Genomic DNA, 26,985 nt, shown 5'->3' on the forward strand with positions numbered 1-26,985 from the left:
ACCGACCTCTCCACCCGTCTCAATTATCAGAAAGGCAAGTCCTCCCATGCGTAAATTCTTCGGCACGTCGGTGGTCGCCATCAGCGCCGCCGCCATGCTGGCTCTCGCCGGCTGCGGCTCCGGCCGTGACGGCGAGTCCGGCGGCTCCAGCGGAGACGCCAAGGGCTTCGCGGCCAACTCGCTGATCGGTGTCGCCCTGCCGGCCAAGACCTCGGAGAACTGGGTCCTCGCCGGTGACCTCTTCACCAACGGTCTCAAGGAGGCCGGTTTCCAGGCTGACGTGCAGTACGCGGGCGCGTCGACCACGGTGGCCGACCAGCAGGCCCAGATCACCGCCATGACCACCAAGGGTGCCAAGGTCATCGTCATCGGCGCGACCGACGCCGCGCAGCTCTCGACCCAGGTCGCGGCGGCCCACGCGGCCGGCGCGAAGGTCATCGCGTACGACCGGCTCATCACCAACACGCCGGACCTCGACTACTACGTCGCGTTCGACAACTTCAAGGTCGGCGAGCTCCAGGGCCAGGCCCTGCTCGAGGGCATGAAGGCCAAGAAGCCGAACGGCCCGTACAACATCGAGCTGTTCTCCGGCTCGCCGGACGACAACAACGCCGGTGTCTTCTTCAACGGCGCGATGAGCGTGCTCAAGCCGGAGATCGACAAGGGCAACGTGGTCGTCGCCTCGAAGCAGACCGACGTCAAGCAGACCGCCATCCAGGGCTGGAAGGCCGAGGGTGCGCAGGCCCGCATGGACCAGCTGCTGACCTCGACCTACGGCAACAAGGAGCTGGACGGCGTCCTCTCCCCGAACGACACCCTGGCCCGCGCGATCATCACCTCGATCAAGGGTGCTGGCAAGCAGGTCCCGGTCGTCACCGGTCAGGACTCCGAGGTTGAGTCGGTCAAGTCGATCGTCGCTGGCGAGCAGTACATGACGATCAACAAGGACACGCGGAACCTGGTCAAGGAGACCATCAACATGGTCAAGTCCCTCCAGGCCGGTAACACCCCGCAGGTGAACGACACCAAGTCCTACAACAACGGCAGCAAGGTCGTCGACACGTACCTGCTCCCGCCGGTCGCCGTCACCAAGGCGAACGCGGCTGAGGCGTACGCCAACGACCCGAAGCTCGCGCCGCTCACCAAGTAAGCACCACACGGTAGGCAGCAACGCCGATGGGTCCCGGAATCTCCTCTTCCGGGGCCCATCGTCGTCCTGGCACCCCCTCGCACCAGCCGGCACCGATCCATAAGGAGGTCTGACCGTGGCGACACCAGTCCGGGCCAGGCCAGCCGGCGTCGGCCGTAACCCCGAGTCCCCGCTGCCCTCCGTTCCCGGCGCCAGCCAGGAGGAGATCCGGCGGCAGAACCTCGGCGCCGTCCTGCGCTACGTCCACCTGCACGGGCCGACGTCCCGGGCCGAGCTGACCAGCCGACTCGGCCTCAACCGCAGCACCATCGGCGCTCTGGCGGCCGACCTGGTCGCCAGTGGCCTGGTCACCGAAGAGGCGCCGACCACCGCCCGCCGTGCCGGCCGCCCCTCGCTGGTGGTCAGCCCCCGTTCCGACCGGGTCTACGCGCACGCGCTGAGCATCGACGCGGACCGACTGCGCGCCGCCCGGGTCGGCCTCGGTGGGCGCATCCTGGACCTGCGCGAGGTCGCCCGTCCCGGTGGCATGACGGCGGTCGACGCCGTCGGGCCGCTGGCCGACCTCGTCCGCGACATGGAACGCTCCGTAGCCCCCGACGCGCTGCTGGTCGGCGGCGCGGTCGCGGTCACCGACACCACCTGCGAGGCGGACGGCACCATCCGGATCGCCGGCGTCGACGAGAGCCTGGGCGTCGCGCTCGAGGCCGAATTCACCGCCGGCCCAGGCTTCGTGGCTGGCGACCTGGCCGACATCGCCGGCCTGGCCGAGCACATCCGCGGCGTGGCGGCCGGCATCGACGATCTCATCTACCTGCACGGTGACCTCGGCATCAGCGCCGGCATCATCGTCGATGGCCGGCTGGTGATCGGACACCGGGGCCACAGCGGCAAGGTCGGTCACATGGTGGTCAACCCGAACGGGTTGCTCTGCGGCTGCGGCTCCCGCGGCTGCTGGGAGACCGAGATCGGCGAGGCCGCGCTGCTGCGGCACGCCGGCCGGGACCCTGGTGACCGTGGAGCGGTGGCCGAGGTGCTGCGCGCGGCGGCGGACGGCGACCGGACCGCTCGGGAGGCGGTCGAGCAGATCGCCGACTGGCTCGGCTTCGGCGTGGCCAACCTGGTCAACGTGGTCAACCCGGACGCCGTGGTGTTCGGCGGCTCGCTGCGCGACATCTTCACCGCCGGTGCGGACGCGGTCCGCAGCCGGTTGGGTGCCATGCCGCTGCCGGGCTCCCGTGAGCACCTACGTCTGGAGGCGGCGGCACTCGGCCGGGACGCCGTCCTGATCGGCGCCGCCGAACTGGCCTTCGACAAGTTGCTGGCCGACCCGCTGAACGTGGGTGTCGCGGGCCAGTTGGGCGCCGACGACCCGGCCTGACCGCGTCTCCGTGCCGACCTCGCCAGTCGGTATCCCTGCCACTGTCGGTCGCTCTGCACCTGGGGTTGGTCCGTTGAACCGAAGCGTGTCGTACGTTGTACGCTAGAGGTGTCGGGGTAGCACCGCCTTGACCGGTCAGGAGGCACAGTGCGGTTCGCGGTCGTCTTCACGCCGGGCGACCCGCCCCGGACCGGCCGGATCCACGTTCATCACCCGGCCGGCGAGGCGCTGACCGAGCACTTCGCCGGCGTCGGAGAGGACGACGAACTGCGGCTGGCCATCCCGGGCGACGGCCGGCCGGTCGCCGAGACCGTGCCGGTCCGCACCCTTGGAGTGGGCGACGCCGTTCGCCGGCTCGTCGCGCTGCGCGACACCGACGAGCTCGACCCGACCGCCGCGTTCTGGTCGGCCGTCGCGGTCACCGCGCTGCACCTCACCGCCCGGGGGCGGATCCTGCCCGGAGTGTCCCCGCAGGGGTACGACGCCTGGCGGGCCGGCCCGTTCGACGTCGCCGACGTGCGACGGATCCGGGCGCTGGCCGCCGCCATGCCAGCGGCGGCGCGCGCGGTGCCGCTGGATCCGACCGCGCGACGGCTGGTCCTCCCCGATCCGGAGGAGCTGATCCGCGCGTTCCTCGACGCGGTGGCCGACACGCTGCCGCGCACCCCGGCCGCGCCCTGGCTCACCGGCGACCCTCGGTTCACCGCCGCGGAGCCCCAGCGGGCCGAGGAGCTGCGCGGCTGGGCCGGGCAGGTCTCCGCCGGGGTGGACACCGGCCTGCGGATGGCACTGCGGGTGGAGATCCGGGGAGATCTCGACAGCACCGTGCCGACCGCCGTCGTCCGGCTCCGCAGCCTCGCCGACCCCACCCTGGTCAGCGACGCCGCCACCCTCTGGGCAGGAGACGAGCACGGCCTCGGCGACCGGGCCACCGTGGAGGCGATGCTCGCCGTGCGACGCGCCGCCGCCCTGTGGCAACCGCTGCAACGGCTCCTCGACGAGGCCGCGCCGATCGAGCTGGAGCTGCTCGACGAGGACCTGGTCGACCTGCTCGGCGGCGCCGAGGCCCGGCTCGCCGCCGCCGGCATCGACATCGAGTGGCCACCGCAACTCTCTCGTGCCCTCGCCGCCCGTGTGCTGGTCAGCTCCCCACCGGAGCAGCCCGCCGACCCGGCGGCTTTCTTCCGCTCCGCCGCGCCGATGCCGCTGCGTTGGCAGCTGACCCTCGCCGGGGTCCCGCTGACCGACGAGCAGACCGACCTGGTCGCCGGTGCCCGGCCGATCGTCCGCCTCCGGGACGGGTGGGTCCTGGCTCCACCGGCACTGGCCGGCAAGGCCGCCGAACGGCAGCTTTCCCCGTGCCCGGCGTACGACGCCCTGGCCGCGACCCTGGCAGCCAGCACCGAGGTGGCCGGCGAGCGGGTCGAGGTGGTGGCCGACGGTTGGTTGGGTGCGCTGTGCGACCTGCTCGGCGACCCGGATGGCGGGCCGGAGCCGCTGACACCGCCGGCAGGGCTGGCCGGCCGCCTGCGCGACTACCAGCTGCGCGGGCTGCGCTGGCTGGAGCGGATGGCCTCGCTCGGGTTCGGTGGCTGTCTCGCCGACGACATGGGCCTCGGCAAGACGGTCACTGTCGTCGCCCTGCACCTGCGCCGGCAGCTCGACCGGAGGACCGCGGGCGCGACCCTGGTGGTCTGCCCCGCGTCGGTGCTCGGCACCTGGGAACGGGAGATCCACAAATTCGCCCCCGGCACGTCCGTGCGCCGCTTCCACGGCACCGCGCGTTCACTGGCGGAGCTGACCGACGGGATCGTGCTGACAAGTTACGGCACCATGCGACTCGACGCCGACACCCTGGCCAACCAGTGTTGGGGGCTGGTGGTCGCCGACGAGGCGCAGTACGTCAAGAATCGGCTCAGCGGCACCGCGAAGGCGCTGCGAATGATTCCGGCGCGTGCCCGGGTCGCGCTCACCGGCACCCCCGTGGAGAACGACCTCACCGATCTGTGGGCGATCCTGGACTGGACCACGCCCGGCCTGCTGGGCGCGGCGGGGCAGTTCCGTACGAGCTGGGCCCGGCCGATCGAGGTGGACCGGGACTCCGCGACCGTCGCGCGGCTGTCCCGCCTGGTCCGTCCGTTCCTGCTGCGCCGCCGCAAGTCGGATCCGGGCATCGCCCCCGAGCTGCCACCGAAGACGGTCACCGATCACCTTGTCCCGCTGACCGCCGAGCAGACCGCCCTCTACGAGAAGGTGGTCGGTGAGGTGCTGGCCGACATCCGGGCCAGCGGCGCCGGCATCGCCCGCCGTGGGCTGGTGCTCAAACTGCTGGTCGAGCTGAAGCAGGTCTGCAACCACCCGGCGCACTACTTGAAGGAGCCGCGCGGCCCGCTGCGCGGCCGGTCGGAGAAGCTGCAGCTCCTCGACGACCTGCTGGACACCATCCTCGCCGAGGGCGGCGGCGCGCTGGTCTTCACCCAGTACGTGCGGATGGCCCGGCTGCTGGCACGCCACCTGGCCGAGCGGGGCGTACCGGCGCAGTTGCTGCACGGCGGCACGCCCGTGCCGCAGCGCGAGGACCTGGTCCGCCGGTTCCAGGCCGGTGAGGTGCCGGTCTTCCTGCTGTCCCTCAAGGCGGCCGGCGCCGGCCTGACCCTCACCCGAGCCGACCACGTCATCCACTACGACCGCTGGTGGAACCCGGCGGTCGAGGAGCAGGCCACCGACCGGGCCCACCGGATCGGGCAGACCAGGCCGGTGCAGGTGCACCGGCTGATCGCGCAGGGCACCCTGGAGGAGCGCATCGCCGCCCTGCTGGAGTCCAAGAGGGCGCTCGCCGACGCCGTGCTCACCGGCGGCGAGACCGCCCTGACCGAGCTGTCCGACGCCGAGCTGCTCCGTCTCGTCCGGCTCGGCGGCGAGGAATGAGGGGCCCGGACGTGGCTGACAACGCCGAATTCGACGACCAGTGGGACGACGACGCCGAGCCGGTGCGGGACGACGGCCGGGCCCGCAGCTTCCCGGCCTTCGGGCCGGACCGGCGGATCGGCCGGACGTTCGCCACCACCTGGTGGGGCACCGCCTGGATCGACGCGATGGAGCGGGCCGCGCTCGACCGCGGGCAGCTGAGCCGGGGCCGCCGGTACGCGTTCGCCGGCCAGGTCGGCCCGATCACCGTGAGCCCGGGCCGGATCTCCGCGCCGGTCCACGACGGCGACCCGGAGACACCGCACGACACGGTGGTACGCGTGGCCCCGCTCTCCGATCGCCAGTGGGACCGGCTGCTCGACGCACTCGCCGCGAAGGCCGGGCACATCGCCGCGCTGCTCGACCGGGAGATGCCGCCCGACCTGGTCGACACCGCCGAGGACGCCGGCGTACGCCTGCTGCCCGGCTTCGGTGACCTGGAGCCGGAGTGCGACTGCCCCTCGTGGGACCAGCCCTGCCGGCACGCCGCCGCGCTGGCCTACCAGACGTCCTGGCTCCTCGACCGCGACCCGTTCGTGCTGCTGCTGATGCGCGGGCGGGCCGAGGTCGAGCTGGTGGAGGAGCTGCGTGGGCGCAACGCCCGGCGGCGCTTCGCGGTGGCGGACGACGCCGCCCCGGCCGGCACCGGAGCGGACGAGGCGTACGCCGCCACCCCGGCGCCGCTGCCGGGCCCGCCCGTGCCGGTGCCGGGCGAACCGCTGGCGCTCGCCCCACTTCTCGCCGGGCACTCCGCGCCCGGCGTCAACGCCGAGGCGCTCGGGCTGCTCGCCGCCGACGCCGCGTCCCGGGCGCGGAGCCTGCTCGCCGCCACCCGGGAGGAGCTGCTCGCGCCGGACCCCGAGGCCTGGCCGGACGCCGTGCGGCTGGCGGCCCGCGCGCCGCGTTCGCCGGCGGTCGAACGGCTGGCCGAGGCCACCGGCCGGGCGGCGGACCTGCCCCGGGCCATCCGAGCCTGGGAGTACGGCGGCACCGCCGGCGTCGACGTCCTGGACGCGGTGTTCACCCCACCACCCGAGGTGACCGCCCGGGCCACCGAAACGCTGCGTGAGATGGGCGACGACGGCGTCAAGACCTGGCGCAACCGGTGGACAGTCGGCCGGGACCTCCAGGTGCGCTACGGCCGGGACGGGCACTGGTATCCGTTCCGGCGCCGCGCCGGTGCCTGGTGGCCGGCGGGCCCGCCCCGCACCGACCCGGTTGACGCCGTGCTCGACCTGCCCCCGGACCTGCCCACCGGCCGTCCGTGACCTGCGTGGTATCCGTGCCGGGCGTCCGGTGGGGTGAGGGCGGGCCGGCGCGTTGTCGGCCGCGGCCGGGTGCTGCGCCGGGCGCCGGTGATGGAGATGTCGTCGCCGACGAACGCCTCGCGCCACACGTTCCGTGCGAATCCTCATCTCGCGGTTCGCTCGGTATCGACATCTCGACGAGCTTGACCGATTGGTTCGTGGTCAACCAGAACTGCGGGCACGATGAGTCGGACTGGAACGTGTTGCCAGGCGGTCGGCGGCACGGTCGACCGCCAGGGACGAGCAGGCCGCGGCGCGGTAGGTGGTGGACCTGTTCCTGCGACAGCAGGGGGCGGAGCCATCTTGTTACGGCAGGGAGACGACAGTGCGGATCTTCGTCGCGGGCGGAACAGGAGTCCTGGGTCGGCCCCTCGTCGAGGCGCTGGTCGCCCGGGGTCACGAGGTCACGGCCAGCACCCAACGGACCGAGAAACTCTCCATCATCGAGGCATTCGGGGCGCGGCCGGCACTGATGGACGGGCTCGACGAGGCTGCGGTGCGTCGCGCGATCCTCGAGAGCGAACCGGAGGTGATCATCAATCAGATCACCGCGCTCTCCACGCCGTCCCATGACTACGCCACGTGGCTGGCAATGACCAACCGGCTGCGGAGCGAGGGCACGAAGACGCTGATGGCGGCGGCTCGCGAAGCCGGCACCCGTCGAGTTGTCGCGCAGAGCGCCAGCTTCATGACCCCGCCGGTCGGATCGGGCCCCACGGACGAGTCGTCACCGCTGTATCTCGAGGCCCCGGAACCGATCCGCAGCCACATCCAGGCGAACGTCGCGGCCGAGACACTGGTGGTGGACACACCAGGGATCGAAGGCCTCGTCCTCCGATACGGCTTCTTCTACGGTCAGGGCACCGCGATCGGACCGGGTGGAGAATGGGCGGAAGGGATCAAGTCGGGCGACGTGCCAATTGTCGGCGACGGGGCCGGCCGGTATCCGTTCGTACACGTCCGCGACGCCGCGTCGGCCACCGTGCAGGCGGTCGACCGGGGAAGCCCCGGTATCTACAACGTCGTGGGGGATGAGCCCGCACGCCAGGCTGAGTGGCTGCCCTACCTGGCCGAAATCCTGGACGCCCCTCCGCCGCGGCGCGTCTCCGAGGAGGAGGCCGAGGAGCAGATCGGAGTGCAAGCCGTGTACTACGGCACCCAGATCCGCGCGGCCAGCAACGCCAAGGCCAAGTCCGAGTTGGGGCTGACTCTGGAGTACCCGTCATGGCGGGAGGGATTCCGGAGGGTTTTCGCTTGATCGCTCGGCCGGGACGTGCAGGTTCGCTCCGGCCGGGCCGGGCACGCCCACCGGCCGTCGGTGACCGGCGGGTGTGGGTGCCGGGCGTCCGGTCGGGCGAGGGCGTGCTCGCCCGACCGGTACGCCATCCGTCAGCCGGCGGGGCGCAGCACCCGGCCGGGGCCGGCGGCGTTGTCGGCCGCGGCCTGGCTGCGCTGGGCGCCGGTGACGCAGACGTCGTCGCCGAGGAACGCCTCGCGCCACACGTAGCCGGCGACGCAGGTGTGCGGACCGTACGGGCCGCTGACCCAGCGGCTCGCGGCGACCGCGTTGTCCGCGAGCACCTGGGAACGGGTCGCCCCGGTCACGCAGACGTAGTCGGACTGGTCCGCGTCGCGCCAGACGTACCCGCTGACGCAGGTGTTCGGGCCGGACACCAGCCGGGCGGGGTTGCGTCGGGACGCGGCGGCGGCGTTGTCCGCGGCGGCCTGGCTGCGCTGGGCGCCGGTGACGCAGACGTCGTCCCCGGCGTACGCCTCGCGCCACACGTAGCCTGCGACGCAGGTGTGCGGGCCGTACGGGCCGTTCACCCAGCGGCTCGGCGCGGCGGCGTTGTCCGCCCACACCTGGCTGCGGGTGGCGCCGGTGACGCAGACCAGGTCGCCCGGGCGGGCCTCCCGCCAGACGTACCCCTGCAGGCAGCGGTTGACCACGTCGGTCGTGACGGTCACCGACGCGGCGTTGCCGGAGACCCAGTTCACGCCGATCTGCACGCCGTTGGCGTTGAGTGACTGGGCCGGCCCGCCGCCGGGCCCGGTGCGCAGCAGAGTGGGGGTGCCGTTGCGGACCTCGTGCAGCAGCACCGTGTCACCCGGGATGCCGGCGCTCCAGCCGATCTTCCGGCGGAACTCGACGGTGTAGTAGCGGAACAGGTCGGCCGGGTCGAACGGGATCCGGACCAGCTGCGGGCCGCTCGCCGCGGGCACCTCCAGCGGGGCCAGGGTGAGGGCGCGTGAGCCCACCCCGTCGGCGGCCATGGTGAACACCCGGTTCTTCGGCAGCCAGCCCAGCTCGTCGCGGTGCGGCCCTTTGAGCCCGACCGCGCTGGTGCCGTAGTTGGCGGTGCCGAAGGCGTAGATGTGCATCGCGCTCATCTCGTCCCACGGGTCGTCGTACTCGCCCGGCTGGGACCACGGCGCGTTCTGGTAGGTGGTGTCGTTGGAGAACGAGTGGCCCGGGTTGTAGCCGTGCAGCATCTCGTGCGCGGCGAAGCCGACGTTCCAGGCCCCCGGGTCGAGCAGCACGCGGCCGCCGGCCGCCCCGGAATCCACCCAGTCGTTGAGCATGACCGCGATGCGGTTGCCGGCGGGCACCGCGTAGCCGGCGGCCGCCGCGGTGTCCACGCAGCGATGGATGCGGGTCCACCGGTCGATCGGCTGGAACTGCGCCAGCGTGTACGGCATCGTGTACCAGCCCCGGACCACCGAGCCTGCCAACGAGACCCGCCCGCCGGACTGGTCGGCCAGGTAGTCGGCGACCCCGCCCGTGCCGATCCCGGCGGCGGTGAGGAAGTTGGCGAAGTGCGACGGCGCTTTCGGCTCGGCCGGCTTGTCGCTGAACTTGCACAGCAGCACCGACCAGGCGGTCGCGTTGCGGATCGGGCTGGCGGTCGCCGGCGCGGCCGGCAGCGCCGCCGCGCCCGCCAGGGCGCAGGCGAGCGCCACGGTCGACGCGGCGACCCGGCGGAGGATTTGGACTTCACGCGTACGCTCCCATCCCTGCGGCCCGACCGACGCGGGCCCTGCGGTCCACATCGGAGCACTCCGGGTGACCGGGTGGACACGTTCAGTCGCGTTGGCGACGGGCCGGAATCCGACTCCGCCCGTCCGTCCGCTGTCGGGGCTGGCCGTTAGGCTCGACGATGTGGTGATGCACCAGCTCGACCGGGCGCAGGCGCGGCGGATCGCCGTCCGCGCCCAACTGCTCGCCGCCCCGCGGCCGACCGACCTGCTGACCGTGGTGCGCCAGCTGACGCTGTTGCAGATCGACCCGACGGTCGCCGTCGCGCCGAGCGCTGATCTGGTCGCCTGGAGCCGGCTCGGGTCGTCGTACCAGCCGGCCGAGTTGCAGCGGGCGCTGGAGCGGGACCGGACGCTCTTCGAGCACCAGGCGATGGTGCGGCCGATGGACGATCTGGGGCTCTACCTGGCCGCCATGGCGGCCTCGCCGGGTCACGAGCGGCAGCGCGAGTGGCTGCGTGCCAACGACTCGTTCCGCCGCGACGTGCTCGACCTGCTCGGCCGCTCCGGGCCGCTGCTCTCCCGCGACATCCCGGACACGTGCGTCGTGCCGTGGCCGTCGTCGGGGTGGACCAACAATCGCAACGTCACCCAGATGCTGGAGTTCCTGGTCCTGCGCGGGGAGGTCGCGATCGCCGGCCGCCAGGGCCGGCAGCGACTGTGGGACGTGGCGGAGCGGGTCTACCCGCCCGGCACGCCGGTGGTCCCGCTGGAGCAGGCGCTGCGGTTGCGCAACGAGCGGCGGCTGCGGGCGTTGGGCATCGCCCGGGAGAGGGCGGTGGTCGTCCCCGGCGAGCCGGCGGATGTCGGCGAGGCCGGTGAGCCGGCGGTTGTCGAGGGCGTTCCGGGGGTCTGGCGGGTGGACCCGGCCGCGCTCGGGCAGCCCTTCACCGGGCGTACGGCGGTGTTGTCGCCCTTCGACCGGCTGGTGCACGACCGGGTCCGACTCGCGGAGCTGTTCGAGTACGAGTACGTGCTGGAGATGTACAAGCCGAAGGCCAGCCGACGGTGGGGCTACTTCGCGTTGCCGATCCTGCACGGCGACCGGCTGGTCGGAAAGGTCGACGCCACGGCGGACCGCCGGCGCGGCGCCCTCACGGTGCACGCCATCCACGAGGACGTGCCCTTCGCCCCGGAGCTGACCCGGGCCGTGCACGACGAGCTGCACGACCTCGCGTCCTGGCTGAAACTGACCGCCGAGGGTCTGCGCTGACGGGTGATCGCCAGGCCCGTGGCCCCAACGATCACCCGTCGCGAGCTACGCGATCCGGCGGATCCGGCGGACGGCGAGGTACAGCAGGAGCAGGGCGAGGGCGACGAAGATGCCGGTCTCGATGCCCTGGAACAGCCAGAACCGGTCCGCCGGCTGGTAGAGCTGCCAGTTGTACGCACCCGGCTCGATGCCCAACTCGGACCCGCAGACCCGACCGTCCGGTCCCTTTCCGCCCGGCGGACACTGGATCCGGGTGTCCTCCGCGATCATCGTCCCGTCGGGGTTGCGGACGCCCTGGGTTAGGATCCAGTTCCCCCGGCTGATCTCCGGCGGCCCGTCCCCCTCGATCGGGAGGGTCTGGGTGCGGGCGGGCTGGTAGTGCGGGCGGGCCAGGATCTCCACCGCCGCCCGTACCCCGATGAACCCGGCCAGGGTGATGCCCATGGCGGGCAGCATCCGCTTCCACACCGTGCCGGCGAAGATGCCCAGGGCCACCGCGAAGAGGGTGTACCCGATCGGGACGACGCCCTGCAGGTCGAAGACGATCAGGCCGAGCCGGCCCTCCTGGGCGGCCTGGGTCAGCGGGTCGACCCACCACGAGATGCCCAGTCCGTAGCCGACCGCGAGGACCACCGCGCCGCCGCCGACCAGCCCGAACTTCACCAGCGCCCAGCGGGTCCGGCCGACGCCCTGGGTCCAGACGAAGCGGTGCGTTCCGTGCTCCACCTCGCGGGCGACAAGTGGTGCCCCCCAGAACAGGCCGACCAGCACCGGCAGGGTGATCAACAGCACGGCCAGCAGGTTGAGGCTGCCGTAGCGGTTGTTGAAGCGGTGGAAGCCCGCGTCGCAGCCGTCCCGGACCGCCGCGGCCACGGTCGGGTCGTTCAGTTGGCGTACGCACTCCGCCAGGCCGAGGTCGGCGAAGCTGCTCCGCATCGACAGGCCGATCGGCACCATCAGTGCGGCGAGCGCCGCGAACCCCAGCAGGGTGAAGAACGCCTGCTTGCGGTGCTGCCGCCAGGTCAGCCAGATCATGCTGGGACTCCCCACTCGCTGTGACTGGTCTGCCCGTTTCCCTCGGCCAGGTAGGCCAGGACGACGTCCTCCAGGCCGACCTCGCGCACCGTCCACGCGGGATCGGTGATCGGACCGTCGGTCTGGACCAGCAGCGTGGACTGCCGGTCGGTGTGGCTGGCCCGGACCACGGCGGAGACGCCCCCGATCGCGCCGCCGTCGTGCCGCGGGCCGATGAGCTGCCGGTGCCCGGCCACCAGGTCGTCGACCGCGCCGGCGAGCTGCACCTGTGCGGCGTTGAGCACGATCAGGTAGTCGCAGACCCGTTCCAGGTCGGCCAGCAGGTGCGAGGAGAGCAGGACCGTGGTCCCGGAGTCCGCGACGCTGCCCATCAGCGACTGGAGGAACTCCCGCCGGGCCAGCGGGTCAAGGCTGGCGACCGGCTCGTCGAGCAGCAACAGCCGGGGCTGTTTCGCCAGCGCCAGGGCGAGCGCCACCTGGGCGCGTTGCCCGCCGGAGAGTTTGCCGACCGGCCGGTCCGGCGGTATGCCGAGCTGAGCCAGCCGGGTACGGGCCAGCGCCGCGTCCCAGCGCCGGTTCAGCTTGCCTCCGGCGATGACCAACTCGGCGGCGGTGAAGTCCCGGTACAGCGGGGTGTCCTGGGCGACGAACCCGATGTCGGCCAGGCCCTCCGTGTCGCCGTACGGCGATCTGCCGAACACCCGTACCGCGCCCGCGTCGGGCTTGAGTAAGCCGACGGCCAGGTGCAGCAGTGTGCTCTTGCCCGCGCCGTTCGGCCCGACCAGCGCGGCGATCCGCCCGGCCGGCAGGTGCAGCGAGCAGTCCCGCAACGCCCAGGTGCTGCCGTACCGCTTGCCCAGCCGGTCGGCCTCCAAGACCATGTCCATCCTCTGTCCTCTCATTCCGCTCATGCCACCGCTTCGCGGCGGCGCGAGCGCCTGCTGCTGTGCCTGATGGTTCGCTCGCTGCGCTCGCTCACGCAGGCTCCTTCTGAGGGGTGTCGTCGGCGAGGGTGGCTCGCAGCGTGGTCTCCAACAGGGCGACGACGTCGTCGGCCGTGAGGCCGGCGGCGTGCGCCCGGTGCAGCCACGCGACAAGGTCTTCGCGCAGCTCGGCCTGGTTGGGCAGGGACGCGCCGGCCAGGGTGCGCTGGACGAACGTGCCCACCCCCGGCCGGCCACCGACCAGACCCTCGATCTCCAGCTCCCGGTACGCCTTCAGCACCGTGTTCGGGTTGATCGCCAGCGACTGGGCGACCTCCCGGACCTTCGGCAGTTGGTCGCCCGGCACCAGCAGGCCGACCCGCAGCGCCTGTTTCACCTGCTGCACGAGCTGCATGTAGGTGTTCACCTTCGACCGGCTGTCCAGCACGAACTCGATCACTCGAGATGATCCTTCCTGTTGTCCTACGACAGTAGGACTAATAGACAGCTTCATCGGGAGCCCCACCGCTGTCAAGGGCGACGCGGCGAGTCGTCGCGAATCCCGCGCGTCCCGGCGCGTCGGCGATGCTGGCACCGGAAGGCCACCACCTGGCACCGACGGGTCAACCGGTCGGGAAGGGGATGGGCACGCGCGATCCATGTGGACGGGGAGGTGCTCGATGGTCACCAACGAACTCGCGGTGTCGACGGCGACGCCGTTGCAGATCGCACGCGCCCGCGGCCGGGTACGCGGACGACTGATCCTGCTCGGCCCGGCGTTCGTCGCCGCCGTCGCCTACGTCGACCCCGGCAACTTCGCCACCAACTCCGCAGCCGGCGCCCGCTACGGCTACCTGCTGGTCTGGGTCGTCGTGGTGGCCAACCTGATGGCCATGCTGGTCCAGACGCTGACCGCCAAGCTGGGCCTGGCCACCGGGCGCAGCCTGCCGGAGCTGTGCCGGGAACGCCTGCCCCGCCCGGTCAACCGGGTGATGTGGGTGCAGGCCGAACTGGTCGCGATGGCCACCGACCTGGCCGAGGTGATCGGTGGCGCGGTCGCCCTGTACCTGCTCTTCGGCATACCCATGCTGCCCGGCGGGATCATCATCGGCACCGCCTCGTTCGTCGTGCTCGCGTTGCGCTCGCGCGGCTTCCGGGCCTTCGAGATCGCCATCGCCGTGCTGCTCGGCGTCATCGTCCTGGCATTCGCCGCGAACCTGCTCGCCGCCGGCTCCGACCCGGGCTCCGCCGTGGCCGGCCTCGTGCCCCGGCTCCAGGGCACCGACAGCGTGCTGCTGGCCGCCGGCATCCTCGGCGCCACGGTCATGCCGCACGTCATCTACGTGCACTCCGCGCTCACCCGCGATCGCATCCCCGCCGCCGACGACGTCGAGCGCCGTACGCTGTTCCGTGGCCAGCGCACCGACGTGCTGCTCGCCCTGACGGCGGCCGGCGCGGTCAACCTCGCCATGCTGCTCATCGCGGCGGCCAGCTTCCGCGGCGGCGGCCCGGCCGGCGCGGACAGCCTGGAGGGCGTGCACGCCGGCCTCGGCCAGACCATCGGCACCGCCGCCGCGTTCGGTTTCGCCATCGCCCTGCTGGTCTCCGGGCTCGCCTCCACCAGCGTCGGCACCTACGCCGGAGAAGTGATCATGCAGGGCTTCCTGCGTCGGCGGGTCCCGCTGCTGCTGCGCCGGCTAGTCACCCTGCTACCCGCGCTCGCCGTGCTCGCCATCGGCCTCGACCCCACCCGGGCCCTGGTGTTGTCGCAGGTCATCCTCAGCTTCGGCATCCCGTTCGCGCTGATCCCGGTGGTCGCCTTCACCCGCCGCCGTGACCTGATGGGCAACCTGGTCAACCACCCGCTCACCACGGCCGCCGCGTCCCTGGTGGCCGTCCTGGTCGTCGCACTCAACGCCTTCCTGCTCTGGCAGGTCGTCACCGGCTGACCCGGTCGGACGGGTCCCGGCCGGAGCGTGTACGTCGGGTCGGAGCGGGTACCGCGATCGGGCTGGTCCGGGGGTGTGACCGGCGAAGAGCCGAGCTGCCGTACTGCGGAAGGGTCCTGCCGTGGGGTCGTACCGGATCGGGTGGACGGGCGGATGCCGGGTGGGATCGGATGCGGCGGCCCGCCGGCCGCTGACCAGGCTCGCCACGGCGGGGCTGGCGGCGCACATCTTCTTCGAGCTGGGCGCCGGCGTCGGCATGCCGGCGGCCTCGGTTCTGGGCCCGGTGCCCGCCGCCGGGCTGTGGGCACTGGGCAGCGGGACGCTGTGGCGGGCGGCCGGCACCCGCCCGGCGTCCAGCGACGGGGTCTTCGCCGTCTGCAACGGCGTCGGGCTGGCGGCGGTGATCGCCCACCTGCGGGGCTGGCCGCGCCGGCGCACACGGCTGGGCCTGCCCTGGCTGCGGGAGTGCGAGGGGCTGGGGCCGGAGCTGATGCGGTTCTACAACCCGATCCTGTACGTGTCGGGCGCGGCGGCCCTGGGCGCGCTGTTGCGGGAGAACCGTTCGGCGCCGCGCTACCTGCCGCTGCTGGCGCTCGGCCTGGTGCCGCTGTTCATCGTCACGCAGCACGCCGAGCACTGGCGGCTGCGCGAGATCGCCCGCCAGCGGCCGGGCTGGTGGAACCGCAGGTTGTAGCTACTCGGCTGAGCCGCCGCCGGCCGGGGCTCAGCCGGCCGCGACCGGCCCGGTCACGTCCGCCGGCCCTCGTCGCGGGTGGGGATCTCCTGGCGCTGTTCGAGGGCGTCCGCCGCGTTGGCGTCGGCCGGAAGTGACGTCGCCTCCTCGAGCGTGCCCGCCGGTAGGGATCCCTGCTCGGCCAGGTCGGCTTCGGACGCCTCCGGGTCCACGTCACCCGACATCCGGTCCGGCGGCCCCATGTCGACCGCGTCCTGCCGCTGTTCGAGGGCGTCCGCCTCCGGCGCGGGAATCGGATCACTCTGCTCGTCCCGGTACGTGCTCATTGCGGCCTCCTGCCCAGCGGGTGTCGACATCCCGCCGGGCCGCTGCCTACCCGTCACCGTCCGATTCACGCCCCATCGCTGCTCCGTGGCGGACACCCGGCGCGCGGAAAGTTGCTGGCGGCAGTCAACCTGGGCCCCGGAGCCGTCGTCCTTGGTTGCGACGGAAGGAGAGCCCGTGCGGTGGAAGAAACGCTTCGAGGGGTTGGACACCCTCGTCGCTGATCGAGGCAGTGCCCTGCTCGCGACGGCGGTACTGCTGACTGGTAGCCGAGCTGCCGGCGAGGACCTGGTGCAGGCGGCGCTGGAGCGGCTTATGCGGCACTGGAGCCGGGTGCACGGTGACAAGGAGGGCTACCTGCGCCGGACGCTGTACCACCTCGCGGTGGACCAGTGGCGCAGCCGCCGACGCCGGCCGGAGGTGCTGGCCCAGGTCGAGCCGCCTGGCGAGCCGGACGGCACCGATGCGTTGCACCTGCGCCAGGCGCTGATGCAGGCGCTGGCCACGCTGCCGCCCCGGCAGCGGGCGGTGCTGGTGCTGCGGTACTGGGAGCAGTGCAGCGAGGCAGAGGCCGCCGAGATCCTCGGTTGCTCGATCGGCACCGTCAAGTCCACCGCCTCCCGGGGGCTGTCCCGCCTCCGCGAGGTGACCGCCGCCTGGACGGTCGACGACGTCCCGGCCTCGAACGGAGCGAGAAGATGACCAGCGACATCGAAGAGCAGTTGACCATTGGGATGCGTCAGGAGGTGGCGGGTCTCGCGCTCGACACGGACGTGCTGGACACGGCGACCCGGCGGCACGGGCGGCGCATCAGCGTGCAGCGAGCCTCGTACGCCGCCGGCGTGGTGGGCCTGGCCGGGGCGCTCGCCGCGGTGGTGGCGATCGGCGGGCCCGGCGCCTCGACACCGGAAGGCAGTGCCCCCGTCGCCTCGGCGCCGGGTGGCAACCGGCCGCCGGTGGCCAGCGCCGACTCGCCGCAGCTCCAGCTGGCCTCGGCGATCACCGCCAGCGAGACCGTCAGCTACCGCCTGAAGATCACCGCTGGCAGCAAGGATGACCCGGATGCCGGGGGGATCGCGGAGGCGGCCTGGGACCCGGCTCGGTCCACCGGCTGGCTGACCACCGCCATACCCGGTGGGGGCGCCTACTACCAGCGGATGATCAACGGGACGTTCTACGTCGGATCGAGTGGCTCGAGGACCTGGAAGCAGGAGCCGAACAACGGCTACCTCGAGTACGGCGATGTCCTCGGTGGTGCGGCCGGCGCGTCGGCCGACCCGAAGGAGCTGTTCGCGGCGCTACGGGAGGCGCACGCCAAGATCACCCGGACCGGCGACGGTCGGTACCACTTCGAGAGCACCCGCGCCTACGACGACGAACACAGCACCGGCACCCGAACGCTGGTCGGCGACGTGACCGTCGGCGCGGACGGCCGGATCGCGAAGGTGACGTACCTGTCGACGAACAAGGCCCGGGTCAAGCCGGGGGTGAAGAGCCCCAAGAGTGGGCTCACCATTGAATCGCATCAGCGGCTGACCCTGGAGCTGTCCGACTACGGCGTCCCCGTGCGGGTGCAGAAGCCGACGAAGGTGATCGTCGCCCGCTGACCGAACGGCCCTGCGATCAAGGCCCCGCACTGCCCGCCGCACCGCGCGGCGGGCAGTGCTTCAGGCGACGTCGGCCGATCTGGTCCTCAGTAGACGCTCCAGCGGATCAGCTGCCGAGCGTCACCAGGGAGCGGTCGCGGCGGGGTGTGGCGGCCAACCCCAGTGCCAACAGCGCGCACAGCGTGCCGACCAGGAGGAGCAGCGAGGCCGTCGGTTGGCCCAGCCACTCCCACAGCGGGTGCCACGCCGGGTGTGGCTCGCCGAGATGGTGCTGCAGCAGGTACGGCGCCGACAGCAGCACGGGTAGCCACCACAGCACCATGGTCACGCCGAACAGGACGCTCACGGCGCCGCTCACCCGGCGGCCCTCGGTGCGTCGGCTGGCCCAGCCGAACACCAACCAACCGGCGACCGCGCCGAGCAGCGCGCCGAGCACCCCGGCCGGGACCACCGCCGGCGGCGGCGCGCGGTGCAGCTCGACCACCAGGTACGTGGCGTCGGCGGCGGTCTGCGTGGAGATCGAGGCGTTCAGGATGGTGTCGCCGCGCCGAGCGGTCAGGGTGGTGTCGGTGATCGGCACCGGTGTGGCGCACAGCTTGTCGGTGCAGCCGGTGTAACTGGACACCTCTGGGTCGTACATCCGCCAGCCGGCCTCGGTCAGGCGTTGCCGGGCCACCGTGACGATCTGCTCGGCCGGCGCCGGTGGCGCGCCGAAGGCGACCGCGCCGGTGGCGCTCTCCTGGTACTCGCCGCCGTCGCCGAGCAGCACGGTCTTGAGGTTGCTCAGGCGCAGGGGATGGCCGTACACGACGAAGAGCGCGGGTGGCGTGTCGATGTCGCCCAGGTCGTGCCCGGGGAAGACCTCGGTCAGGATGGCACCGGCCTCGGCGCGGTCGGGCTGCGGTCGGGAGGTCTCCCAGGCGGCTCGGCTGGCCAGCGCACCGGCGAAGAGGCCGCAGATGACGGCGGCGAGCCCGGCCCAGGCGACGACGCTGTTACTGGCGGGGCGGCCGAGCCGGCGGCGCAGCCGCTGGTACCGGCGGGCCAACAGATCGGTCGTCGGCATGGCCATCCTTCGGGTCCGGGGGCAGTCGGGGCGGAAACGCAGGTGCCGCAGTCGCGCCTCGGCGGCGGTGGTGAGCTGGTGGAGCGGGTGCCGGCACTATAGATAGATCATTTATGCGTGGGCAAGGATGTGGCGTCATCCCGCGATAGCCACCGCCGGTGGCCGGGATCGGCCAGGATGGGCGAGGCGGCCGGCCACGGCCGTGGCGAGGAGGGCGGGGCGATGCGGGTACGGGGGCGGCACGCCCGCGCGGGAACGGCGCTGGCCACCCTGCTCGTCGGCGCGGTGCCGCTGGCACTGCTGCTGGTGCCGGGCGCGGCGCTGGCCGGCGCGCCCGGCGCCGGAACGCCGGTCTGTCAGGTGCGCGACGATCGGCTCAGGGAGATCTCCGGGATGGTCGCCACGGACGACGGGTACGTGGTGGTCAACGACGGCGCCGACGACGAGTCCCGCCGCCGGATCTTTTTCCTCGACCGGCGTTGCGCGGTGGTGCGGACGGTCGCCTACCCGTCCCGGCCTCGCGACACGGAGGACCTGGCCGTCGGCCCGGACGGCACCATCTGGGTCGCCGACATCGGCGACAACGACCGGACCCGGGAGACGGTCGCACTGTGGCGGCTCGCGCCGGACGCGGACCGGCCGGTGCTGCACCGGATGACGTACCCGGACCGTCCGCACGACGCGGAGGCGTTGCTGCTCGACGCGGACGGCCGGCCACTGATCGTGACCAAGGGGGGCAGCGGCACGGTCCTCCTGTACGCGCCGACCACCGCGCTGCGGGCCGCGGCGACGACGCCGCTGGCCCCGGTCGGTCAGGTGGTCCTGCCGGCGTCCACGACCAGCAGCCCGTTCTCCTTTCTCGGCCGGGGCGTGGTCACCGGGGCGGCGAGCGCGCCGGACGGGCGTCGGGTCGTGCTGCGCACCTACGCCGACGCCTTCGAGTACGACGTGCCCGACGGTGACCTGGTTGCCGCGCTGACCAGCGGCGTCCCGCGGGTCACCCCGCTGCCGGACGAACCCCAGGGCGAGTCGATCACCTACAGCCGGGACGGCCGGTCGCTGCTCACCGTCTCCGAGTCCGCCGGCCAGCCGCAGGGCACCGACCCGGCGATCCTGCGGTACCCGGCCACGACGGGGACTGCCGTCGCCCCACGCCCGACGGAGTCCACCACCGCCGGCCCGCTGGCGCCCACCGCGGCCCGCCCAGCGGCGGTGGACGTCGGCGTCGAGGGCGATCGGACCTGGCCGCTGGTGACCGGCGCCGGGACGCTGCTGGCGCTGGTCGGGCTGGCTGGTGTGCTGTGGTGGCGACACACGGCCCGACGGTGACGGCAGCACCCGCGGCGAATGTCGACAGCCGCCAGGGGCGCGTCCGGCGCAACCGGCCCGTCCCCGGCTGACGGACTCGAGCACCGGCCGGCCCCGGGTCGGGTCGGTGCGACAGGATGGGTGGATGTCCGTGCTGTCCGCGTTGCGTCACCCGATCGTCGCCGCCCCGATGGCCGGCGGCCCGTCCACGCCGGCGCTCGTGTCGGCCGTCTGCTCCGCCGGCGGGTTGGGATTCCTGGCCGCCGGGATGATCGACACCGGCCGGCTGGCCGCCGACATCGCCGAGGTCCGTGCCCACACCGACGGGCCGTTCGGTGTCAACGTCTTCCTGCCCGGCTCCGGCACCGTCGACGAGGCCGCCATCCGGGCTTACGCCGACCGGCTCGCCCCGCAGGCCGGCCAGCGCGGGGTGACCCTGGGCGAGCCGGTGGGCGGCGACGACGGGTACCCGGACAAGCTGGCCATGCTGCTCGCCGACCCGGTCCCGGTGGTGTCCTTCGTCTTCGGGCTGCCCGACCGGGCCGCGGTGGCCGCGCTGCGCGAGCGGGGCACCGAGGTGTGGGCCACGGTCACCCGGCCGGACGCCGCCACGGCTGCCGCCGAGCTCGGCGTGGACGCGGTGGTGGTGCAGGGCACCGAGGCCGGTGGGCATCGCGGCGGCCTGCCGGACGACGACGACTACGCGCTGCTGCCGCTGCTCCGGCTGGTCGCCGCCGGCTGTGACCGGCCGCTGGTGGCCGCCGGCGGCATCGTCGACGGCCCCGGGGTTGCCGCGGTACTGGCCGCCGGCGCCGCCGCCGCGCAGCTCGGCACGGCGTTCCTGCGCTGCCCGGAGGCGGGCAGTACACCGATGCACCGGGCGGCGGTGGCCAGCTCCGCGCCGACCGCCCTGACCCGCGCGTACACCGGCAAGCGGGCTCGCGGCGTGGTCAACGACTTTCTGCGCCGGCACGACGCGGCGGCACCGGCCGGCTACCCGCAGGTGCTGCACCTGACCCGCCCGCTGCTCGCCGCCGCCCGAAGCGACGGGGACGCCGAGGTGCCGAACCTGTGGGCCGGGCAGGCGCACCCCCTGGCACGGGACCTGCCAGCGGCCGATCTGGTCGTCGAGGTGAGTGCCGGCGCCCGGACCGCGTTGGCGGCGGCGGCCGAGCGGGCGACCCGCTGGTGCTGACCAGATCGCCGCCGGTCCGGGCGGGCCGGACGGGGCGGAGGCGAAAGCCGTAGAGTCTCGCCGTGATCGAGATCGGCGCGCAGGTCGACCTGTCCCACCCGCCGGACCGGGTGTGGCTCGCATTGACGGATCGGGAGCTGCTCGGCCGGTGGTTCGCCGAGGCCGAAACGGTGGCGGGAGTCCCGGACCGGTTGGTGCTGCACACGGCGGGGTTGCCCGGCTTCGACGCCAACATCGAGGTCGAGGTGACCGAGCGGCAGGTGCCGGAGCTGCTCGCGCTGCGCTGCGACGAGGCCGGCCGGCTCACCGAGGTGACCTGTGCCGTCACCGCCACGAAGCAGGGCTGCCGGCTGGCGGTCCGGGAGGTCACGACGCACGGCACCTGGTCCGCCGAGCAGCACGATCCGCGCGAGCAGCAGCTCCGGCAGGCGCTGACCGTGCGCCTGCCGGCCATTCTCGACTGGCTCGCCTTCCAACAGGTCGACCTGCGGCGCGGCGAAGCCGGAATGACGACCGAACTGCCGACGATCGGTGCGCGCCCCGCCCGAGCCCGTCGCCGTCGCCGCACAGTGGTCGCGGTGCTGGCCGGGGCCGTACTGGTCGCGGGGCTGGCGGCGTGGGTCACGTTGCCGGACGAGCCGGACAGCGCAGCCGCACCGCCCCCGGCGGCGCCATCGCCATCGTCGTCGTCGCCGTCATCGTCGTCCGTGGCGGCCGTCGCGCCCACCGGCACACCGAGGGCGACGCCCTCGGCGCGCCCCTCGCGGACCACCGCGTCGCCGACCGCCCGCCCGAGCCGCACCCCGACGGCGAAGCCGTCGCCCACCGTCGCCTCAGCCCCCGCAGCACCACCGCCGGTGACCGCCACCTACCGCACCGACTCCAGCCGGCTGTTCGGCTACACCGGCGAGGTGGTGATCGACAACCCAGGGGGCGCGGCGGCGGACTGGGTCGTGGTGGTCACCCTCGCCGAGGGCAGCAGCGTCGACGACGTCGACGGCGCTGACGTTCGGCAGGACGGGCGGACGCTCACCTTCACCGGGCCGGCCGTGCCGGCCGGCGGATCGCAGACGATCCGCTTCGATGTTCGCGACAGTCGACCGAAGGCCAGGGAACCGGAGGGCTGCACGGTGGGCGGCAACGCGTGCGCGGGCGTGTGAGCGTGGGCCGCGACGGGTGGCGCACCGGTGACCGGCGTACCGCCTCCACCGGTTGTCACCGCCCGCCGTCTGCGGACCGACCCGGGAGCAGGCGGGCGGGCGGTCGTCCCTAGGCTGGCGGCATGGCACTGCTGCACCGGGCGACCCTGCGCCCCACGAAGCTCGACCTGCTTGCGACCTGGCTGCCCACTCGACCGTGGTACCGGGGGCCGGTCGGCGTCGACGTGGTGAGCCGGGGCGCCTACCGCTTCGACGACCCCGCCGGCGCGGTCGGCATCGAGACGATCCTGGCCGGCGCCGCCGACGGGCCGGTCCACCAGGTCCCGCTCACCTACCGCGCCGAGCCCCTCGACGGCGCCGACGACTGGCTCGTGGGCACCACCGAGCACTCGGTGCTCGGCCCGCGCTGGGTGTACGACGGCTGCGCGGACCCGGTGTACGCCGCGGCGCTGGCCCACGCGATCCTCACCGGCACCGGTCAGGCGGAGCAGTACATCGAGGTCGACGGCCGACGCGAACTGCGTGAGCCGACCATGACCATCGTGGCCAGCGGCGCCGGCGTGCCCCCGGTCGGCGCCGCGGGACCGGTGGTTGACGAGGACGCCACGCTCATCGTCACCGACTCCGTCGAGCTGGTCGTCGTCCGCCGGCCCGGCGCTGGCGCGGTCGTCGCCGCCGGGGCGGTCCTCAGTGGCAGCTGGAACGGCCAGCCGACGACCGTGCCGCTGGCGTACGCCCGACCACGCTGACGCTCCGGCGGCCCGGCTTCCTCCCAGCGGGCCGACGGGCGGGCCGGCCGGCCGCTACGGTCGTGGCATGGTCACCGTCGCCGACGTACGGGCCCTCGCCCGGACGCTGCCACGCAGCAGCGAGCACCTGATCCGGGACCGGGTGAAGTTCCGGGTCGGGTCGATCGTCTACGTCGCGTTCTCCCGCGACGAGGCGACGATGGGCTTCGGGTTCCCCAAGGAGGAACGGGCCGGGCTGGTCGCCGCCGAGCCGGACCTGTTCTTCCTGCCCGGCGAGTCCGACCTGCGCTTCCATTGGGTGTGCTGCCACACTGCCCGACTGGAGCACGGGTACATGACCGAACTGGTCACCGAGGCATGGCGGATGGTGGTGCCGAAGTTCCTGGCCCGGCAGCGGCTGGACAGCTGACGGGCGACGGGGGGCCCGGTGTCCGGGCCCCCCGTCGCGTCACCACCCGGCCGGTGGCGGTGGCGGCGACACCGGCGGCCGGTCGTCGCAGGTGATGGTGTTCGGCAGTAGCCACGGGGCCAACCAGCCGCCGTCGTTGCCGCCGAGGTCGGTCAGCGCGAACTCCGAGCCGGCCGGGGTGAAGTGGAACGACCCGCAGTTGTTGACGCCGACGGCACCCACGTTGCGAGCGTCCACGTTGGCGAACGAGGCCGACCCGGCCGACCGGGCGCTGACCACCGAGGTGCCGGTGCCGTCGACCCGGATGTCCCGGAAGCGCACGTTGGTGATCGAGTGGAGATCCTTCACCGGCCAGTCGCTGACCAGCATGATCGCGTTGTAGGTGTTGTCGAGGTACGCGTCACCGACCACCTCGATGGTCGCGTCGATGCTCCGGTCCAGGGCGAAGATCCAGATCGCGCCCAGCCCGATGTTCCAGTTCAACTCGTACGTGCCGGCGCGGGCGGTGGTGTTGTTGGTGATCCGCAGGTGCCCGGTGAACGGTTCCGCGCTGAAGCGGGCACCGATGTGGATGCCGCTGCCCTCGCGGACCGGGTCGGCGATGAGGTTGTGCGACACGGTGTTGTCCGTGCCGCCGTAGATGGCGATGCCGTTGGCCAGTGTCGGCGACTGCACGGTGTTGTGGTCGAACGTGTTCCGCGCGTTGGCCGTCGTCTCCGACCACATCGCCAGGCCGTCGTCGCCGGTGTTGCGGACGAAGTTGTGCGCGACGAGCGAGTCGGTGACGCCGGTGTGGAAGTTGAGCGCGTCCGCGATCTGGTCGACGATGATGTTGTTGGTGACGCGCACGTTCCTCATCGGCCCGTCGAACCACAGGCCCACCTTGGTGTGGTGCAGGTAGAGCCCGTCGATGGTCGAGTCGCTCATCGCCCCACCGATCGCGTTGACCTGGTCGGTGTCTATGCGTTCCCGGACGTCGCCCTCGATGGCGAAGCCGGAGAGGTGGACGTTGCGGCTGCCGCCGTCAGCGGCGTCGCGGCCGTAGAAGCCGACGCCGGTGTGCACCGAGCCGTCCGGGGCCGGAGTCGGCAGGGCGACCTCGCGCCCCTTGATGATGGTGTACCAGCTGCCGGCGCCCTCGATGGTCACGTCGTCGACGATGATGTGCCGGTTGACCTGGTAGGTGCCCGGCGGGATGTACACCTTCAGGTGGGCCCGCCGGGCGAAGGCGATGGCCCGGTCCAGGGCGTCGGCGGAGTCCCGCCGGCCGGTGGGGTCGGCGCCGAAGGCCAGCACGTTCGCCGCGAGGAGCCGGAGACGCGGCGGCGCGACCACCTCGGAGTCGAGCAGGTCGATGACCGTCCAGGCGGCGGCGCTGCCGGGCGGCGCGGTGAGCCGGATCTTGTCGCCGGCCCGGTAGGTGCGCCCGAGCAGGAGCCGCTGCTCGTCGTAGAAGTGGGTGGGCCGGAACGGCGTGCTGATGGTCGGGTACGGCGTGGTGGCCGACGGCACGCACGAGCACTCGGTGATCCACCAGTCCGGGTGCAGCAGCCCGGCCCGGGGGTCGTTGGAAAACGGGTACTGGTTGTAGAGCCACGAGTACTGCGACGTCAGCGTCATGCTGCGGACGTGCCGGCCGTTGACCGCGACGCCCAGCGGGGCGGTGATCCCGCCGCCCTGTGACGCGTCCGGGATGCTGTACCGCACGGTGATCGCGTTCGCCGCGCTGGGCAGGACGAACTCGACGTACCGGCCGGGGGTGAGCCGCACCGCCCGGCGGCCGGAGGCCTCCGCGGGCAGCGTGTAGGCGGACCGGTCCGGGCCGATGATCTCGCCGTTGGTGCGGGCGTTCTCCGCCTCCTGTTCGACGAAGTCGACGTCGGCGCCGCGCCCCGCGACCAGCGCCGGGTCGAGGGCGGCCCGGGTGACCACCGGCTGCGCGCCGGCGGGCGGCGCGGCGGTCGCGGCGGGCCCACCGCCCAGTAGCGCCAGGACGGTCACGGCCACGACCGCGCCCGCGGTCAGTGGCCGGTGGGGGCGTCGCCGCGCCGGCGTTGTGCTCCGGGACATGGGACTCTCCTCTGTGGTCCGCGGGCGCTCTCACCGGCGCTCAGCATCGACCGCCATGATGCCAGTGGCGAATGTCACGTTGCAAGAGCAAGATGGAAACATGAAAAGCGGCGACCGGTACGCAGAAAGAAACCGACAAGCTGATGCGACGCTCCCCTTTGCTCAGCTCCACCGGATGCGCTGCCGGCGGGCGTAGGCTGAACCGCGTGGATCAAGAAGACCGGATCGCCCTGTTCCTCGACTACGAGAACCTCGCGCTGGGGGCTCGCGACAACCGTGGCGGCATGGCCTTCGACTTCCGGCCCATCGCCGACGCCCTGGCCGAGCGGGGGCGCGTGGTGGTGCGCCGGGCGTACGCCGACTGGTCGTACTTCGACGAGGACCGCCGGATGCTCACCCGGTCCCACGTCGAGCTGATCGAGATCCCGCAGCGGATGGGGGCGTCCCGCAAGAACGCGGCCGACATCAAGATGGCCGTGGACGCCATCGAGCTGGCGTTCGAGCGCGACTACATCTCCATCTTCGTGATCTGCAGCGGCGACAGCGACTTCACCCCGCTGGTGCACAAGCTCCGCGAGCTCAACAAGCGGGTCATCGGCGTCGGAGTCGAGGGGTCGACCTCGGCGCTGCTTCCGCCGGCGTGCGACGAGTTCCTCTACTACGACCGGCTGGAGGGTGTGGACATCCCGCCGACCCGCGCCCGGCGCGGTCGTCCGGTGCGGCAGCCGGGCCCGGACCTGCGTCCACCCGAGCCGGAACGGGAGCAGGAGCCGGAGGAGGAGCGGCAGCCGACGGGGGAGGAGCCCGGCCGGGACGTGGACGCCCTCGCCGTGCTGGTGGCCCAGACGGTGGCCGGGCTGCAGGGCAGCGCTAGCGGCGAGGTGACCGCCTCCCGGCTCAAGCGCACCCTGCTGCGCAAGGACGCGACGTTCAGCGAGTCCGACTACGGGTTCCGTACCTTCGGCGAACTGCTGCGCCACCTCGCCGCGCACAACGTGATCGAGCTGGCCGAGGGCCCCGCGAAGGGGGACCCGGAGGTCTCGCTGCCCGAGCACGGCGATCGGGAGGTGGCCTTCGGCCTGCTCCGCGGCGTCGTGGCGGAGCTAGGCAGCGGTGGCAACCCGGTGGCGCTGTCCGGGCTGAAGAACCAGCTGCGCCGGGCCCGGCCCGACTTCAGTGAGAAGAAGCTCGGCTACCGCAGCTTCCTCCAGTTCTGCAAGGCCGCAGCCACCGCCGGAGCGGTTGACCTGCGCTGGAGCCCCGAAGCCGACGACTACCTGCTCACCGCGCAGGGGTGAGTGCGGCCGGCCGTGGCCGGCGCATCCACCGGCACCTCGCCCGGCCCTGATCCGCTGCTCAGGACGGGAGAAGTGGCCGCGGTGGCTCCTCCACGTCTCGACTTGACCCGAACTGCGCCCGAATTACGGCCATTGTCCCGCTCTAGG

At 72.8% G+C, this 26,985-nt stretch carries 23 protein-coding genes; 16 read left to right on the plus strand and 7 right to left on the minus strand.

Features of this window, described 5'->3' with window-relative positions:
- Positions 1–46: 46 nt before the first annotated feature.
- From BUS84_RS33200 to BUS84_RS33220, 5 genes are all read left to right on the plus strand, one after another.
- Positions 47–1,150 (plus strand): substrate-binding domain-containing protein, encoded by a 1,104-nt coding sequence (locus tag BUS84_RS33200; protein WP_074318319.1) that lies wholly within the window; start codon positions 47–49, stop codon positions 1,148–1,150.
- Between the two features lie 172 nt (positions 1,151–1,322).
- Positions 1,323–2,528 carry an ROK family transcriptional regulator gene (locus tag BUS84_RS33205; protein WP_074319293.1) on the plus strand — a complete coding sequence of 402 codons (1,206 nt, stop codon included), beginning with the start codon at positions 1,323–1,325 and terminating at the stop codon, positions 2,526–2,528.
- A 147-nt stretch (positions 2,529–2,675) separates the two neighbouring features.
- Entirely contained in the window at positions 2,676–5,456 is a 2,781-nt protein-coding gene (locus BUS84_RS33210; protein WP_074318320.1) for a DEAD/DEAH box helicase, read from the plus strand.
- Positions 5,457–5,467: 11 nt separating this feature from the next.
- The gene (locus tag BUS84_RS33215; RefSeq protein ID WP_244298802.1) at positions 5,468–6,763 is read left to right on the plus strand and encodes an SWIM zinc finger family protein; all 1,296 of its coding nucleotides are present in this window, start codon (positions 5,468–5,470) and stop codon (positions 6,761–6,763) included.
- A 364-nt stretch (positions 6,764–7,127) separates the two neighbouring features.
- Positions 7,128–8,060: an NAD-dependent epimerase/dehydratase family protein gene (locus BUS84_RS33220; protein WP_074318321.1), complete on the plus strand. Its 933-nt coding sequence runs from the start codon at positions 7,128–7,130 to the stop codon at positions 8,058–8,060.
- A 131-nt stretch (positions 8,061–8,191) separates the two neighbouring features.
- Here BUS84_RS33220 and BUS84_RS39200 read toward each other — a convergent pair whose 3' ends face one another.
- Positions 8,192–9,853: a hypothetical protein gene (locus tag BUS84_RS39200; protein WP_208869788.1), complete on the minus strand. Its 1,662-nt coding sequence runs from the start codon at positions 9,851–9,853 to the stop codon at positions 8,192–8,194.
- A gap of 115 nt (positions 9,854–9,968) precedes the next feature.
- Between BUS84_RS39200 and BUS84_RS33230 the strand changes: the two genes are divergently transcribed.
- Positions 9,969–11,051: a DNA glycosylase AlkZ-like family protein gene (locus tag BUS84_RS33230; RefSeq protein WP_074319295.1), complete on the plus strand. Its 1,083-nt coding sequence runs from the start codon at positions 9,969–9,971 to the stop codon at positions 11,049–11,051.
- A 45-nt stretch (positions 11,052–11,096) separates the two neighbouring features.
- Here the strand turns inward: BUS84_RS33230 and BUS84_RS33235 are convergent, their stop codons facing one another.
- From BUS84_RS33235 to BUS84_RS33245, 3 genes are all read right to left on the minus strand, one after another.
- On the minus strand, positions 11,097–12,086 hold the full coding sequence (locus BUS84_RS33235; protein WP_074318323.1) for an ABC transporter permease: 990 nt from the start codon (positions 12,084–12,086) through the stop codon (positions 11,097–11,099).
- Positions 12,083–12,973, minus strand: a complete 891-nt coding sequence (locus BUS84_RS33240; RefSeq protein WP_074318324.1) for an ABC transporter ATP-binding protein — start codon at positions 12,971–12,973, stop codon at positions 12,083–12,085. Before BUS84_RS33240 ends, BUS84_RS33235 begins: the two co-directional genes overlap by 4 nt.
- An 88-nt stretch (positions 12,974–13,061) precedes the next feature.
- The gene (locus tag BUS84_RS33245; RefSeq protein ID WP_074318325.1) at positions 13,062–13,469 is read right to left on the minus strand and encodes a GntR family transcriptional regulator; all 408 of its coding nucleotides are present in this window, start codon (positions 13,467–13,469) and stop codon (positions 13,062–13,064) included.
- A gap of 220 nt (positions 13,470–13,689) precedes the next feature.
- Here BUS84_RS33245 and BUS84_RS33250 point away from each other — a divergent pair, with 220 nt between their 5' ends.
- A complete protein-coding gene (locus tag BUS84_RS33250; protein WP_074318326.1) occupies positions 13,690–14,958 on the plus strand; it encodes an Nramp family divalent metal transporter in 1,269 nt (422 codons plus the stop codon).
- A gap of 160 nt (positions 14,959–15,118) precedes the next feature.
- A complete protein-coding gene (locus tag BUS84_RS33255) occupies positions 15,119–15,652 on the plus strand; it encodes a hypothetical protein (RefSeq protein ID WP_074318327.1) in 534 nt (177 codons plus the stop codon).
- 53 nt (positions 15,653–15,705) lie between these two features.
- On the opposite strand, the gene BUS84_RS33260 is transcribed toward BUS84_RS33255, so the two are convergent.
- Positions 15,706–15,978 carry a hypothetical protein gene (locus BUS84_RS33260; protein WP_074318328.1) on the minus strand — a complete coding sequence of 91 codons (273 nt, stop codon included), beginning with the start codon at positions 15,976–15,978 and terminating at the stop codon, positions 15,706–15,708.
- Positions 15,979–16,153: 175 nt separating this feature from the next.
- On the opposite strand from BUS84_RS33260, the gene BUS84_RS33265 reads away from it, so the two are divergent.
- Complete coding sequence (locus tag BUS84_RS33265; protein WP_074318329.1) at positions 16,154–16,678, plus strand: SigE family RNA polymerase sigma factor; 525 nt, start codon at positions 16,154–16,156, stop codon at positions 16,676–16,678.
- A complete protein-coding gene (locus BUS84_RS33270) occupies positions 16,675–17,583 on the plus strand; it encodes a hypothetical protein (protein WP_074318330.1) in 909 nt (302 codons plus the stop codon). Before BUS84_RS33265 ends, BUS84_RS33270 begins: the two co-directional genes overlap by 4 nt.
- 106 nt (positions 17,584–17,689) lie before the next feature.
- On the opposite strand, the gene BUS84_RS33275 is transcribed toward BUS84_RS33270, so the two are convergent.
- Complete coding sequence (locus BUS84_RS33275) at positions 17,690–18,649, minus strand: hypothetical protein (protein WP_143728593.1); 960 nt, start codon at positions 18,647–18,649, stop codon at positions 17,690–17,692.
- Positions 18,650–18,826: 177 nt separating this feature from the next.
- On the opposite strand from BUS84_RS33275, the gene BUS84_RS33280 reads away from it, so the two are divergent.
- The 5 genes from BUS84_RS33280 to BUS84_RS33300 all read left to right on the plus strand — a co-directional run bounded on the left by BUS84_RS33280 (position 18,827) and on the right by BUS84_RS33300 (position 23,470).
- Positions 18,827–19,978 carry an SMP-30/gluconolactonase/LRE family protein gene (locus BUS84_RS33280; RefSeq protein ID WP_244298803.1) on the plus strand — a complete coding sequence of 384 codons (1,152 nt, stop codon included), beginning with the start codon at positions 18,827–18,829 and terminating at the stop codon, positions 19,976–19,978.
- Positions 19,979–20,102: 124 nt separating this feature from the next.
- Positions 20,103–21,152, plus strand: coding sequence for an NAD(P)H-dependent flavin oxidoreductase (locus BUS84_RS33285; RefSeq protein WP_074318332.1), 1,050 nt, complete (start codon positions 20,103–20,105; stop codon positions 21,150–21,152).
- A gap of 62 nt (positions 21,153–21,214) precedes the next feature.
- Complete coding sequence (locus BUS84_RS33290) at positions 21,215–22,312, plus strand: SRPBCC domain-containing protein (protein WP_074318333.1); 1,098 nt, start codon at positions 21,215–21,217, stop codon at positions 22,310–22,312.
- A 122-nt stretch (positions 22,313–22,434) separates the two neighbouring features.
- Complete coding sequence (locus BUS84_RS33295) at positions 22,435–23,061, plus strand: CG0192-related protein (RefSeq protein WP_074318334.1); 627 nt, start codon at positions 22,435–22,437, stop codon at positions 23,059–23,061.
- Between the two features lie 67 nt (positions 23,062–23,128).
- Entirely contained in the window at positions 23,129–23,470 is a 342-nt protein-coding gene (locus BUS84_RS33300) for an MmcQ/YjbR family DNA-binding protein (protein ID WP_074318335.1), read from the plus strand.
- Between the two features lie 39 nt (positions 23,471–23,509).
- Here BUS84_RS33300 and BUS84_RS33305 read toward each other — a convergent pair whose 3' ends face one another.
- Positions 23,510–25,540 carry a glycosyl hydrolase family 28-related protein gene (locus tag BUS84_RS33305; RefSeq protein ID WP_074318336.1) on the minus strand — a complete coding sequence of 677 codons (2,031 nt, stop codon included), beginning with the start codon at positions 25,538–25,540 and terminating at the stop codon, positions 23,510–23,512.
- A gap of 206 nt (positions 25,541–25,746) precedes the next feature.
- Here BUS84_RS33305 and BUS84_RS33310 point away from each other — a divergent pair, with 206 nt between their 5' ends.
- A complete protein-coding gene (locus tag BUS84_RS33310) occupies positions 25,747–26,838 on the plus strand; it encodes an NYN domain-containing protein (protein WP_074318337.1) in 1,092 nt (363 codons plus the stop codon).
- Positions 26,839–26,985 lie beyond the last annotated feature (147 nt).

This window comes from Micromonospora cremea, from assembly GCF_900143515.1.
In the GTDB taxonomy this organism is placed as follows: domain Bacteria; phylum Actinomycetota; class Actinomycetes; order Mycobacteriales; family Micromonosporaceae; genus Micromonospora; species Micromonospora cremea.

Coding starts and splice junctions, on each gene's coding strand:
- BUS84_RS33305 (WP_074318336.1), bottom strand. CDS start 25,540: ATGTCCCGGAGCACAACGCCGGCGCGGCGACGCCCCCACCGGCCACTG.
- BUS84_RS33285 (WP_074318332.1), top strand. CDS start 20,103: ATGTCCGTGCTGTCCGCGTTGCGTCACCCGATCGTCGCCGCCCCGATG.
- BUS84_RS33270 (WP_074318330.1), top strand. CDS start 16,675: ATGACCAGCGACATCGAAGAGCAGTTGACCATTGGGATGCGTCAGGAG.
- BUS84_RS33235 (WP_074318323.1), bottom strand. CDS start 12,086: ATGATCTGGCTGACCTGGCGGCAGCACCGCAAGCAGGCGTTCTTCACC.
- BUS84_RS33250 (WP_074318326.1), top strand. CDS start 13,690: ATGGTCACCAACGAACTCGCGGTGTCGACGGCGACGCCGTTGCAGATC.
- BUS84_RS33300 (WP_074318335.1), top strand. CDS start 23,129: ATGGTCACCGTCGCCGACGTACGGGCCCTCGCCCGGACGCTGCCACGC.
- BUS84_RS33240 (WP_074318324.1), bottom strand. CDS start 12,973: ATGGACATGGTCTTGGAGGCCGACCGGCTGGGCAAGCGGTACGGCAGC.
- BUS84_RS39200 (WP_208869788.1), bottom strand. CDS start 9,853: ATGTGGACCGCAGGGCCCGCGTCGGTCGGGCCGCAGGGATGGGAGCGT.
- BUS84_RS33230 (WP_074319295.1), top strand. CDS start 9,969: ATGCACCAGCTCGACCGGGCGCAGGCGCGGCGGATCGCCGTCCGCGCC.
- BUS84_RS33200 (WP_074318319.1), top strand. CDS start 47: ATGCGTAAATTCTTCGGCACGTCGGTGGTCGCCATCAGCGCCGCCGCC.
- BUS84_RS33260 (WP_074318328.1), bottom strand. CDS start 15,978: ATGAGCACGTACCGGGACGAGCAGAGTGATCCGATTCCCGCGCCGGAG.
- BUS84_RS33280 (WP_244298803.1), top strand. CDS start 18,827: ATGGGCGAGGCGGCCGGCCACGGCCGTGGCGAGGAGGGCGGGGCGATG.
- BUS84_RS33275 (WP_143728593.1), bottom strand. CDS start 18,649: ATGCCGACGACCGATCTGTTGGCCCGCCGGTACCAGCGGCTGCGCCGC.
- BUS84_RS33295 (WP_074318334.1), top strand. CDS start 22,435: ATGGCACTGCTGCACCGGGCGACCCTGCGCCCCACGAAGCTCGACCTG.